The organism is Amycolatopsis camponoti, assembly GCF_902497555.1.
Classification (GTDB): domain Bacteria; phylum Actinomycetota; class Actinomycetes; order Mycobacteriales; family Pseudonocardiaceae; genus Amycolatopsis; species Amycolatopsis camponoti.
Window position 1 is genome coordinate 1,828,105 of sequence record NZ_CABVGP010000002.1, and the last position, 11,176, is coordinate 1,839,280.

The 11,176-nt window shown below is 73.0% G+C and carries 16 protein-coding genes; 10 read left to right on the forward strand and 6 right to left on the reverse strand.

What is annotated here, in order from left to right; all coding sequences use genetic code 11:
* Positions 1-72 precede the first annotated feature (72 nt).
* Positions 73-525 carry an ester cyclase gene (locus AA23TX_RS28885; RefSeq protein ID WP_155545939.1) on the forward strand — a complete coding sequence of 151 codons (453 nt, stop codon included), beginning with the start codon at positions 73-75 and terminating at the stop codon, positions 523-525.
* Here the strand turns inward: AA23TX_RS28885 and AA23TX_RS28890 are convergent.
* The 5 genes from AA23TX_RS28890 to AA23TX_RS28910 all read right to left on the reverse strand — a co-directional run bounded on the left by AA23TX_RS28890 (position 473) and on the right by AA23TX_RS28910 (position 3,954).
* A complete protein-coding gene (locus AA23TX_RS28890) occupies positions 473-1,861 on the reverse strand; it encodes a HAMP domain-containing sensor histidine kinase (RefSeq protein WP_155545940.1) in 1,389 nt (462 codons plus the stop codon). The two genes, AA23TX_RS28885 and AA23TX_RS28890, sit on opposite strands and share 53 nt — an antisense overlap.
* Positions 1,858-2,544 (reverse strand): response regulator transcription factor, encoded by a 687-nt coding sequence (locus AA23TX_RS28895; RefSeq protein ID WP_155545941.1) that lies wholly within the window; start codon positions 2,542-2,544, stop codon positions 1,858-1,860. The genes AA23TX_RS28890 and AA23TX_RS28895 overlap by 4 nt, the downstream gene beginning before the upstream one ends.
* Before the next feature lie 45 nt (positions 2,545-2,589).
* On the reverse strand, positions 2,590-2,778 hold the full coding sequence (locus AA23TX_RS28900; RefSeq protein WP_155545942.1) for a hypothetical protein: 189 nt from the start codon (positions 2,776-2,778) through the stop codon (positions 2,590-2,592).
* Positions 2,775-3,179, reverse strand: a complete 405-nt coding sequence (locus tag AA23TX_RS28905; protein ID WP_155545943.1) for a hypothetical protein — start codon at positions 3,177-3,179, stop codon at positions 2,775-2,777. The genes AA23TX_RS28900 and AA23TX_RS28905 overlap by 4 nt, the downstream gene beginning before the upstream one ends.
* A gap of 253 nt (positions 3,180-3,432) precedes the next feature.
* The gene (locus AA23TX_RS28910) at positions 3,433-3,954 is read right to left on the reverse strand and encodes a TetR/AcrR family transcriptional regulator (RefSeq protein ID WP_155545944.1); all 522 of its coding nucleotides are present in this window, start codon (positions 3,952-3,954) and stop codon (positions 3,433-3,435) included.
* A 23-nt stretch (positions 3,955-3,977) separates the two neighbouring features.
* Here AA23TX_RS28910 and AA23TX_RS28915 point away from each other — a divergent pair, with 23 nt between their 5' ends.
* From AA23TX_RS28915 to AA23TX_RS28940, 6 genes are all read left to right on the forward strand, one after another.
* Positions 3,978-4,418 (forward strand): SRPBCC family protein, encoded by a 441-nt coding sequence (locus tag AA23TX_RS28915; protein ID WP_155545945.1) that lies wholly within the window; start codon positions 3,978-3,980, stop codon positions 4,416-4,418.
* A 66-nt stretch (positions 4,419-4,484) separates the two neighbouring features.
* A complete protein-coding gene (locus AA23TX_RS28920) occupies positions 4,485-5,060 on the forward strand; it encodes a TetR/AcrR family transcriptional regulator (protein ID WP_155547375.1) in 576 nt (191 codons plus the stop codon).
* Between the two features lie 40 nt (positions 5,061-5,100).
* Positions 5,101-5,472: a winged helix-turn-helix transcriptional regulator gene (locus tag AA23TX_RS28925; RefSeq protein ID WP_155545946.1), complete on the forward strand. Its 372-nt coding sequence runs from the start codon at positions 5,101-5,103 to the stop codon at positions 5,470-5,472.
* A 43-nt stretch (positions 5,473-5,515) separates the two neighbouring features.
* Positions 5,516-6,280: an isocitrate lyase/PEP mutase family protein gene (locus AA23TX_RS28930; RefSeq protein WP_155545947.1), complete on the forward strand. Its 765-nt coding sequence runs from the start codon at positions 5,516-5,518 to the stop codon at positions 6,278-6,280.
* Positions 6,281-6,320: 40 nt separating this feature from the next.
* Positions 6,321-7,334 carry an aminotransferase class V-fold PLP-dependent enzyme gene (locus AA23TX_RS28935; protein WP_155545948.1) on the forward strand — a complete coding sequence of 338 codons (1,014 nt, stop codon included), beginning with the start codon at positions 6,321-6,323 and terminating at the stop codon, positions 7,332-7,334.
* 34 nt (positions 7,335-7,368) lie between these two features.
* Positions 7,369-8,043: a hypothetical protein gene (locus tag AA23TX_RS28940; protein WP_230862754.1), complete on the forward strand. Its 675-nt coding sequence runs from the start codon at positions 7,369-7,371 to the stop codon at positions 8,041-8,043.
* Between the two features lie 60 nt (positions 8,044-8,103).
* On the opposite strand, the gene AA23TX_RS28945 is transcribed toward AA23TX_RS28940, so the two are convergent.
* On the reverse strand, positions 8,104-9,036 hold the full coding sequence (locus tag AA23TX_RS28945; RefSeq protein WP_155545949.1) for a ferritin-like domain-containing protein: 933 nt from the start codon (positions 9,034-9,036) through the stop codon (positions 8,104-8,106).
* A 119-nt stretch (positions 9,037-9,155) separates the two neighbouring features.
* Between AA23TX_RS28945 and rimP the strand changes: the two genes are divergently transcribed.
* The 3 genes from rimP to AA23TX_RS28960 all read left to right on the forward strand — a co-directional run bounded on the left by rimP (position 9,156) and on the right by AA23TX_RS28960 (position 11,124).
* Positions 9,156-9,689 carry a ribosome maturation factor RimP gene (gene rimP / locus AA23TX_RS28950; RefSeq protein WP_155545950.1) on the forward strand — a complete coding sequence of 178 codons (534 nt, stop codon included), beginning with the start codon at positions 9,156-9,158 and terminating at the stop codon, positions 9,687-9,689.
* A complete protein-coding gene (gene nusA, locus AA23TX_RS28955) occupies positions 9,686-10,732 on the forward strand; it encodes a transcription termination factor NusA (RefSeq protein WP_155545951.1) in 1,047 nt (348 codons plus the stop codon). The genes rimP and nusA overlap by 4 nt, the downstream gene beginning before the upstream one ends.
* Positions 10,733-10,872: 140 nt before the next feature.
* The gene (locus tag AA23TX_RS28960) at positions 10,873-11,124 is read left to right on the forward strand and encodes a YlxR family protein (RefSeq protein WP_230862952.1); all 252 of its coding nucleotides are present in this window, start codon (positions 10,873-10,875) and stop codon (positions 11,122-11,124) included.
* Positions 11,125-11,176 lie beyond the last annotated feature (52 nt).

An 11,176-nucleotide genomic window follows, 5' to 3' on the forward strand; every position in this document is an offset into this window, starting at 1 on the left:
TTGCCAAGTGGGGATGTCCCCGGTTAGCGTAGCGGAACACTAACCGGGGAACTCCCCACTTGAGGAGTGAGCATGGATGCCGCCGAGGTCCACCGCCGCTTGGTCGCGTTGACGCCGTTCACCGCGGAGAGCCTCGCCGAAGGCCTGCGCTACATCGACCCGCAGGTGGTCGACCACCGCGGCGGCGCGGGCGGCGACCACCACGGCATCGACGCCTGGCGCGCGAAGTGGGAGGCCATGCTCGGCGGCGAGTTCTTCGCGGACTTTCGCGACGTCGGCGTGCGGGTCGAGCAGAACGTCGCCGACGGCGAGTTTTCGGTCAACCGCTACACGAGCACGGGAACGCAGCTCTCGACCGGCCGCAGCTACGCCGTGACCAGCATGGACATGATCCGCGTCCGCGACGGCCGGGTCGTCGAGCACTGGGCCCTGATGGACGTGACGGACCGCGCGGCCCAGCTGGCCCCGCCGGTCAGCCCAGGTGCAGGGGAACCGTCGCGTCCGACGCCGCCAGGGGGAACGTGATCGTGAAGGCCGCGCCGCCCTCCGGGGCCGGGCCCGCGGTCAGGGTTCCGCCCATGCGCGTGACCAGGCCGTGGACCAGGGCCAGCCCGATGCCCGACCCGACCGGACGGCGGTCGCGGTAGCGGGCGTTCAGCACGCCGCGCTCGAACGCCACCGCGTAGTCCTCCGGCGCCAGGCCGGGGCCGCCGTCGCGGACCGAAACGTGAGCGGAAGCACCGGACACCGACAGCGAAAACACCATGGGGGCGCCGGCCGGGGTCACCCGCAATGCGTTCTCCGCCAGCCCGTCGACCACCTGACGCAGCCGCCGCGCGTCCGCCAGGACCGGGACCGGCGAAGACGGCACCGAAACGGACAACCGCACGTCCTCCCGCGCGCACCGCAGCTGCCAGACGTCGGCGCAGTCGCGCACCAGCGCACCCAGGTCCAGCGACGCGACGTCCAGCCGGAACTCGTCGGCCCCCAGCCGGGCCAGCTCCAGCAGGTCCGTCACCAGCCGCTCCAGCCGCACCGCCTCGCGTTGGATCGTCTGACCGGCCCGGACCGCGTCGGGACCGGTCGCGACGCCGTCCGCGATCGCCTCGGCGAACCCCGTCACGGCGGTCAGCGGCGTTCGCAGCTCGTGCGACACCGACAGCAGGAAGTCCCGCTGCCGCGCTTCGCTCACGGCCAGCGCGTCGGCCAGCGAGTTCAGCGACCCGGCGACCTCCGCCACCTCGCGCGGCCCCTCCACCGGCACCCGGACGTCGCGCCGGCCCGCCCGCAGCGATCCCGCGGCCAGTGCGGCCCGCCGCAGCGGACGGCCGAGCAGCCGGCCCGAGAACCAGCCCGCGAGCGCGGCCACCAGCAGCCCGATGCCCAGCGCCAGCGCGATGCTGCGCACCAGCGCGCGTTGCGTCGCTTCCGCACTGCGAGCCGGCTGCACCAGCGCGAACGCCGCCCCGCGCGTGCCGACCACCCGCGTCTCGACGAGGTACTGCGCGCCGCCGGCCGTGACGCGCCCGGAGTGGTCCGCGCCGAGCCCGAGCTTGCCCGCGGCCTGCACGGCGACCGCGTCGCCCGCCGCCGGCCCGCCCGCGCGCCGGACCACCACTGAGATGCCCTGCCCGCGCACGACGTCGGCCACCTTGCCGACGCCGAGCCGGTTCCCGATGCCGGTCTCGTCGAGCTGCGACGCGACGACGTCGGCCTGCGCGGCCAGCGACGACTGCAGCACGTTGTCCGCCGTCGTCCGGATCAGCCGGGCCGCGACGAGCCCCGCGACGATCACCGCCACGCCCGCGACGGCGAGGCAGACCAGCGTGATCCGCCCGGCCAGGGTGCCGCGGTACCTCATGCCTGGTCCGCCGCGTAGCCGATGCCGCGGACCGTCCGGATCGGACTCGACGCACCCAGTTTCGCCCGCAGCTGCGCCACGTGGACGTCCACCGTCCGCGTGCCGGCCGCGGCGGCGTAGCCCCAGACGGCGCTCAGCAGCTGGTCGCGCGAAAGCACCTGCCCCGGGTGCCGGAGCAGGTGCGTGAGGAGGTCGAACTCGGTGGACGTCAGGGAAACCTCGGCGTCTCCGGCCCAGGCGCGGCGGCTGGTGAGGTCGACGCGCGCGCCGCCCACGGCGAACGTCTCGGCAGCCGGTGCCGCCCCCGACGCGCGCCGCAGCACCGTCCGGACCCGGGCGGCCAGCTCGCGCGGGCTGAACGGCTTCGTCAGGTAGTCGTCGGCGCCGATCTCCAGGCCCAGCAGGCGGTCCAGCTCGTCGTCGCGGGCGGTGACGAACAGCACCGGCGTCCAGTCCCCGCCCGCGCGCAGCGTCTTGCAGATCTCGATACCGTCCATTCCGGACAGTCCGATGTCGAGCACGATGGCCACCGGCTTGAGCCGCCGGACGGCGTCGAGCGCCCGGCCGCCGTCCGGCTCGACGTGCACGCCGAAGCCGTCGCGCTTGAGGTAGAGCGCCGCCAGCTCGGCGATCGCGGCCTCGTCCTCGACCACGAGGACGAGGCCGCGCCCCGGTGACCCCATACCCGCTCCCGTCTCCGCCGTCACAGACGAGGAGACGCTAGCCGGTCAGGGCGAGCCATCGCTGTTCATGTCGGATTCGATGCCGTTCAGCGTCGACTCGACCCCGCTCAGCTCGGACGACGCCGGGGAGGTGCCGGAGTCCGGCGAGCCCATCAGGTTGTCGCGGCAGGCCGAGCAGCCGAGCGCGATGAGCGCGGCGGCCCCGACCGCCGCCGCGACCCTCGCGCCCCTCACTTGGCCGGCTTGCAGTGCGCGGACGCGAAGGCGTCGAGCTTCTGCTTCGCCGTGGTCAGCTCACCGATCTTGCCCTGACGCTTGGTGGCGCGGTCGTCGAGCTTCTTGGCGCGGTCCTCGTGCCCGGCGGTGCGCTGGTCCTGGGCGCGGGCCTTGAGGTTGGCGACCGAGCCGGCCACCTCCGGTCCGCCGTTGATGCGCTTCTGCAGGTTGTCGGCCTTCTTCTGCAGCTTCGGCACCCAGTCGCCGCAGACCTGCTGCGACTCCTCGGGGCTGAGCGTGATCGGCGCGACCGGCGCCGGCGACGTCGTCTGGGCCGAGGCCAGCGGCGCCGCCACCAGCAGGCAGGCCGCGCTCCCGCAGCCCGCCAGCGCCAGCCGCGTCCAGGTGGTTCCTCGCATCGTGTCTCCCTTGGGTGAGGTGCTTACGGGGAGAACTTTCGCGGTGCGGTGTACGGGCGACGTCCGCCCAGTGTTCGGGCTTTGTAAGGTCGAGCCGGCACCCCGAAGCTTGATTGTGACTACGGCCGGCCGCACCGCGTCAAGGCGGGAAAGATGCCTTGACCCGGCACCGCCGGCCGTGTTCTGGCTTCGGATCGGGGTGCGGGGGAGGTCTGGGTTCTCGCTCGTCCTCGTTCTTCGTGACCCAGGCGTGTCAGTAGCGCGCCGTGAACTGCTCCATCGCCGCGTTCACGGCGTCCAGGTCACCCGTCGTGACGAGGTCCAGCAGCAGGCCGCGCGTCACGGCCAGGCCGAGCCGGGCGTGTGCCGGTCGGTCGGCTTCGGGAACTCCGCGCTCGGCCAGCAATGCCTCGATCGGGCCCAGCCAGTCCTCGATGACGCCGTCGAGGAACTCGGCCGTTCCCGGGGTGCCGCCTAGGGCCTGGCCGTAGAGCTGGAAGAAGAGCTTTTCGTTGGCGCGCAGGTCGTCCGCGGTGAGCCGGCGCCAGAACTCCGCCGGGTCCAGGCCGGCCAGCGCCGCCCGCTGGCGGGCTTCGACCTCGCGCGCGACGGCCGTGAGCAGGCCTTCCTTGGAGCCGAAGTGGTAGATCAGCATCCGGTGGCTGGTGCCGAGGTCGGTGGCCAGCGCCCGCAGGCTCTTGCTCGCGCCGCCGTGGTGGGCGATGCGGTCGATCGCCGCGTCGAGGAGCTTCGCGCGGGGGCTTGCGTCGATCATGTACCAAATGGTACACGTACCAAATGGTACAGAGAATCTCGGTCCGCGGGGTGACGGCCGCGGACGCCGACACGGTGTACGCGTTGCTGCGGGACGGCGCGAGCTGGCCCCGCTGGTCGCCCCTGGGGTCGTTCGAGCTGGTCCGCGAAGGCGAGGGCGAGCCCGAAGGCCTCGGCGCCATCCGGCTGTTCCGGACCGGCGGCATCCGCTCGTACGAGAAGATCGTCGCGCTCGAACCCGGCCGCCGGTTCGGCTACGCACTGGATCACGGCCTGCCGCTGCGGGACTACGTCGCCTACGTCGACCTCGCGCCGGTGGACGGCGGCACGGAGATCCACTGGCACTCGACGTTCACGGCGAAGATCCCCGGCACCGGCTGGTTCTACCGCCGGTTCCTCGGCCGCTTCATCGGGCGGGTGGTCGCCGGGCTGGTCGACGCGGCCGGGGTGCGCGCGGCCCCATAAAGTGGGCGCATGTCAGCGCCACGACGGGGATCGACCGGCCGCACCCAGGAGGAACGCAGCGCGGCGATGCGCGTCCGGCTGCTCGACGCGACGATCGACTGCCTCGTCGAGTACGGCTACGCGGGCACGACGACCACGCGGGTGGCCGACCGCGCCGGCGTCACGCGCGGCGCGCAGGTGCACCACTTCCCGACGAAGGCCGACCTGGTGACCTCGGCGATCCGGCACCTGGCCGAGAAGCGCACCGAGGTCGCGATGGCCGAGCTCGACCGGCTGCGCGCGTCCAGCGACCCGGTCGGCGACGCGCTGCAGCTGATGTGGGAGATGCACCAGGGGCCGGTGTTCTCGGCGACGGTCGAGCTGTGGGTCGCCTCCCGCACGGACCCGGAGCTGCGCGGTCAGATGGCGGCGGTCGAGCCGATCGCGACGTCGAGTCTCGTGGAGTTCGGCAAGGCGCTGCTGCCGGAGCACGCGGCGCACCACGAGTTCCTGCACGCGGTGTACACGGCGATGGACGTCGTGCGCGGCATCCTCATCGCGAGCTGGGCGACGCGGGGCCAGGACGAGCTGGAGGCCCGCTGGGAGCGCGGCCGCCGGCACCTGCGCCTGCTGTTCACGACCTTGATGGCCGCTACCGCCTGAACGGCGTGTTACTCTCCCTGGGAAAGTAAGGAGACGCGCTGTGCTGTCGAACCCGTACGACCGCAACTGCCCGACCCGCCAGCTGCTCGACCGCATCGGCGACCAGTGGACGGTGCTGATCGTCGGCGCACTGAGGGACGGGCCGCTGCGGTTCACCGAGATCGGGCACCGGGTCGACGGGATCTCGCAGAAGGTCCTGACCCAGACGCTGCGCAGCCTGGTCCGCGACGGGATCCTGACCCGCACGGCGTACGCGGTGATCCCGCCGAAGGTGGAGTACGAGCTCACGACGCTGGGCCGTAACCTGTCCGAGCCGCTGGAGGTGCTGGACCAGTGGGCGAGGCAGCACATGACGGCGGTCCAGGAAGCCCGGGACGCCTACGACGCGGAGCACACCCCCGCGTCGGCCTGAGGTTCGGCGTTCGCCGAAGCGTCGCGCACCTAGATTCGAAGCCATGGACGAATTCCGTGCCCTGCACGTGCCCGGTGCCCCGCTGCTGCTGCCGAACGCGTGGGAGTTCGGCGTCGGCGCTTTCCTTGCCGCACAGGGGTTTCGCGCCCTCGGCACGACCAGCCTCGGTGTGTCCGCGGCGGCCGGTGAGCCCGACGGCGCGCCGTCGACGCGGGACGCCACCGTCGCCCTCACCCGCCGCCTGGCCCGGCTGGACGTCCTGGTCAGCGTCGACATCGCCGACGGCTTCAGCGCCGACCCCGCCGCCGTCGCCGACCTGGCCGCCGAACTCGCCGACGCCGGTGCCGTCGGCGTCAACCTCGAAGACGGCCGTGCCGACGGCTCGCTCGCGCCGGTCGAACACCACAAAGCGCTGGTCAAGGCGGTGAAGGACCGTGTCCCGGAGCTGTTCCTCAACGCCCGCACGGACACCCACTGGTCCGGCGACCGCTCGATCGACTCCGCCGAAACGCGCGTGCGGGCCTACGCGGAAGCCGGCGCCGACGGCGTCTTCGTGCCCGGCCTGGCCGACCCCGCGGACGTCGAGCGGATCGTCGCCGCCGGGCTCCCGGTCAACCTGCTGTTCCTGCCCGGGAAGGTCACCTTCGCCGGGCTGGCGGAGCTGGGCGTCGCGCGGGTCAGCCTGGGTTCGCTGCCCTACCGCGCGGCCCTCGCGGCGGCGGCCGGCACGGCGCTGGCGGTCCGTGACGGCGGTGACCTCCCGCTGAGCCCGCCGAGCTACGCCGACGTCGTCGCGCTACTGCCGTAAACGCCGTAAACGGGTTGCCCCGGTCTGCTTGGGTCGGGGCATGCGCGCCTTCGGAACCGACTTCGCCGTCCCGCCCGGCTACCTGAACACGCCCAGCGTGGGCATCCCGCCCGCGCCGGTGGCCGCCGCGGTGGCCGGGTCGGTCGAACGCTGGCGGACCGGCGCGACCCGGCCGGGGGAGTTCGACCAGTACGTCGACCGGTCCCGGGCCGGGTTCGCGCGGCTGCTCGGCGTCGAACCCGGGCGCGTCGCGATCGGCGCGTCGGTCTCGCAGCTGGTCGCGAACGTCGCCGCCGCGCTGCCCACCGGCACCCGCGTGCTCGCCGCCGAAGGGGACTTCACCAGCGTGACCTTCCCCTTCGCGGCCACTCCCGGTGTCACGGTGACCGAGGTGCCGCTGGACCTGCTGCCCGAGCGGGTCGAGGGCCACGACGTCGTCGCGGTGAGCGTCGTCCAGTCCGCCGACGGCCGGATCGCGGACCTCCCCGCGCTGCGGGCCGCCACCGAGGCCGCCGGGGCCGCGGTGCTGCTCGACGCCACCCAGGCCGTGGGCTGGCTGCCGCTGGACGTCGCCTGGGCGGACTGGGTGGTCGCGGCGGGCTACAAGTGGCTGCTGTCGCCGCGCGGCTGCGCGTGGCTCGCCGTGCGGCCGGACGCGCACGAGCGCACCCGGGCGGTCGCGGCGAACTGGTACGCGGGGGACGACCCGTGGGCCACGGTCTACGGCCTGCCGCTGCGCCTGGCCGGCGACGCCCGCGCGTTCGACCTCTCGCCGGTCTGGCTCGCCCAGGTCGGCGCGGCGGCCGCGCTGGAGTACCTCGGCGGCCTCGACCTCGCGCAGGTCGAAGCGCACAACGCCGGCCTGGCCGACCAGCTGCTCGAGAAGCTCGGATTGCCCCCGCGCGGCAGCGCGATCGTCTCGCTCGACGCCGATCCGGAGCGGGTCGCGGCGGCGGGGATCGTCTCGAGCGTCCGGGGCGGCCGGGTGCGCGTCGGCTTCCACCTCTACAACACCGCTGACGACGTCGAACGCGTCTTACCCGCATTCGAGTGAACGCGGCTGAGCGGGTGAACTACCGTATGGCCCCGTGGTTGGTGCGCATTTCACCCCAGGCCCGTCCGACACGGCCCCGCTGGGCGCGGTGCCCCCGCAGCCCCGGCCGCCCGTGCCGGGACCGCCGGCGCGCGACACCCGGTCCCTGCTGCTCAGGGGCGCCGGGCTGGTCGCGATCGCCGTCGTCTCCGGGCTGCTGTGGTTCCTGATCCGGCACGACTCGACACCCGACGAGCCGGTCGCGCAGCCGCCGGCCCAGAACACCGGGAAGTACCAGTTCACGCTGGTGGCCGGGCCGGCGAAGTCCAACGAGTGCGCCACGAAGTCGTACGGCAAGACGCACGACTTCTTCCAGGACAACGAGTGCCAGTCGCTGGTCCGCGCGCTCTACACGACGGAGTCGGGCGGCGCGAAGGCGCTGGTGTCGGTGGTGCTGGTCGGGATGCCGGACTCGACGAAGGCGAAGGCGCTCAAGACGCTGACCGAGCAGGACGGCACCGGCAACGTCACGGACCTGGTGAAGGACAAGACGTTCACCGGCGACGACGTCCCGAGCGTGAGCGGTTCGGACGCGGCGTACGCGTCGAGCGTGGACGGCACGAACACGACGATCGTGCTGGCCGACTTCTACGCGAAGCACAAGGACAAGAAGCTGATCGAGGCCATCGCGGACGACGCCGTGCGCCTCTCGGCCGACCTCAAGGGCTGACCCGCTCTCCCGAAAGCCGTGAAGGCCGGCAAGAAGGCCTTCACGGCTTTCGGCAGGGGCTCAGCTCGCCTGGCCGGGCATGGCGATCGCCACCGGCTTCTCGCCCGCCTCGGACCGCCACGGCGTGCCGCGCCGCGATGCCGCCACCAGCGCGTGCAGCGCGGTCGTGCGCAGGGCCTTGTCGTCGGTGTGGTTCACCACCGCCAGCCACGCCGACGCGCAGTCTGCCTCGGCCGTCGCGACCACCAGCGACGCCGACTTCGCGTCCGTCACCGGCTTCTTCGGCACGTACGCCGCTTCGGGCGCGACAGGCGTCGCCCCGGAGGCGGCCAGCATCGTCTGCAGCAGGTCGCGGCGGACGGCGTGCTCCGCCGCGCCCGCCTTCTCGCCCTCGGCGAAATCGTCCGGCAGGAACGCGCTGACCAGCCCGTACACCCAGACGGCGGCGTGCTCGGCGGCGAGCGCGGTCTGCAGCGGGTCGACCGCCTCCGCGGGCACGGCGGCGGCCGACCCGGCGATCGCCGGGGCGTCCTCGCCGGGGCCGAGCGCCGGGGCGGTGCGCTGGAGCGCCGCGCAGCCCGCCGCCACCGCCGCGACGATCCCGGCGCGGTAGCGCGGCAGCCCGCCGACGAGGTCTTCGGCCTGCTTGCGCGCGGTCGCCAGCCGCTCCTTGAGGTCGCCGAGGGCGGCCGGCGCCGGGGGCGTCGGGGACGGCGACGGTTTCGGCCGGTTCAGCCGGTCCACTTCGGACTTCAGCGCGGCCGCGTGCGCCGCGCGCGCGTCGGCGAGCTGGCCGGCGGCGTCGGCGTCGCCGCCCTTGGCCAGCGCTCGCGCGGCGGCGGCGTCCGCCTCGGCGGCGGCCAGCAGCGGCTGCAGCGGGTCGGGGCTTTCGTCGTAGCCGGGCCCGCACGCGGCCAGGGGGACGGCCAGCGCGGCCAGCGCCCCCGCGCGGAGGGCGGCACGACGGGTCAGGTCGGTCGGTCTTCCGGTCACGTCGGCCCATCCTGCCAGGCCCCGGGCCGCCACCGCCGCTCGCGCGTGCCGAGGGGGCGACCGGATAAGCTGGTCCACCACCGACCCGCAACCCCAGCCCGAACCAAGGAGAGCCCCACGTGCCAGGAGAACTCGCCAGCCGGCTTCAGCCGATAGTGGCCGAAGCCGTCACCGCCGCGGGTTTCGACCTCGATTCGTTCGAGGTGCAGCAGGCCGGCCGGCGGCAGCTGGTCAAGGTCGTCGTCGACGCCGACGACGGTGTCGGGCTGGACGAGGTCGCCGAGGTCAGCCGCAAGGTCTCGGCGGCACTCGACGAAAACGAGCACGTGCTCGCGAGCGCGTACACGCTGGAGGTCACCTCACCGGGGCTCGACCGCCCGCTCACCGAGCGGCGGCACTGGCGCCGCGCGCGCTTCCGCCTGGTGAAGGTCACCCCGGCGGAAGGCGCGGCTTTCATCGGCCGGGTCGGTCACGCGGGCGCGGACGCCGCCCGCGTCCTCGAAGGCGGCAAGATCCGCGACGTCCGCTACGCCGAGGTGGCGAAGGCGGTCGTGGAGATCGAGTTCAAGCAGCCGCCCGCCGAGGACCTGAAACTGCTCGAAGACGACGCGTCCGGCATGATCGCCGCCGAGACGGAGAAGGGGTCGAAGTGAACGTCGACATCGCCGCGCTGCGGGCGATCGAACGGGACAAGGACATCCCCTTCGAGACGGTGATCGAGGCCATCGAGACGGCCTTGCTCACCGCGTACAAGCACACCGAGGGGCACCAGCCGCACGCCCGCATCGACATCGACCACAAGACCGGCCTGGTGCGCGTGCTCGCGCGCACGCTGACCCACGAGGGCGAGACCGACGAGGAGTGGGACGACACTCCCGAGGGCTTCGGGCGGATCGCCGCCACCACCGCGCGCCAGGTCATCCTGCAGCGGCTGCGTGACGCGGAGCACGAGAAGACCTTCGGCGAGTTCTCCACCAAGGAGGGCGAGATCGTCGCCGGCGTGATCCAGCGCGACGCCCGCGCCAACGCCCGCGGCATGGTCGTGGTCCAGGTGGGTGACACCGAGGGCGTGCTGCCGTCGGCGGAGCAGGTGGCCGGCGAGTCGTACGAGCACGGCAGCCGGATCAAGGCGTACGTGGTCACCGTCTCGCGCGGCAACCGCGGCCCGCAGATCACGCTCTCGCGCTCGCACCCGAACCTCGTGCGCAAGCTGTTCGCGCTGGAGGTCCCGGAGATCGCCGACGGGACGGTCGAGATCGCCGCCGTCGCGCGCGAGCCGGGGCACCGCACGAAGATCGCCGTGAAGTCCACCGTGGCGGGCGTGAACGCCAAGGGCGCCTGCATCGGCCCGGTCGGCGCGCGCGTGCGCAACGTGATGAGCGAACTGGCCGGCGAGAAGATCGACATCATCGACTACTCGGAGGACCCGGCCCGGTTCGTGGGGAATGCCCTGTCGCCGGCGAAGGTTGTTTCGGTACGAGTAGTGGACGAGCGGGCGAAGACCGCCCGCGTCGTGGTGCCGGACTTCCAGCTGTCGCTGGCGATCGGCAAGGAGGGCCAGAACGCCCGCCTGGCCGCCCGCCTGACCGGCTGGCGGATCGACATCCGCAGCGATGCCGCGCCGGTGGACGACGAGGGTGATCAAGACCACGCCGGTCCGTCGCGGCCCGCCGCGACAACCGGTTCGGCTGAGTGAAGGTCGAAGCGCTAGACTCAGGAGTGGTTCGAAGCCCGCGGCGGGTAGCCGAGCACCAGCCCCACCGAGAATCCCCGGTGCGGACTTGTGTCGGCTGCAAGCGGCGGGCCTTGATCGGTGAGCTGTCGCGCGTGGTCGCGGTGGCCGGACGGGTGGTCGTCGACGGACGTCGTCGGCTCCCCGGTAGGGGGGCCTGGTTGCACCCCGACCCGGACTGCCTGGCCAAGGCCGAACGGCGGCGAGCTTTCCCGAGGGCCCTGCGGGCTCCGGGAGCGCTCGACGTCCAGGAGGTCCGTGAGCACGTCGAGCGCACTAGGCACCACGAAGCCGGGACGTCCCCGGCTCCGGGAGAAACGAAGGAAGCAGGTCGACCCGTCATGAGTCAGCCGTGAAGCTGAAGCCATGAGCGTCAGACAATAAGGACGAGGTCAGCGGGTTTTCCGC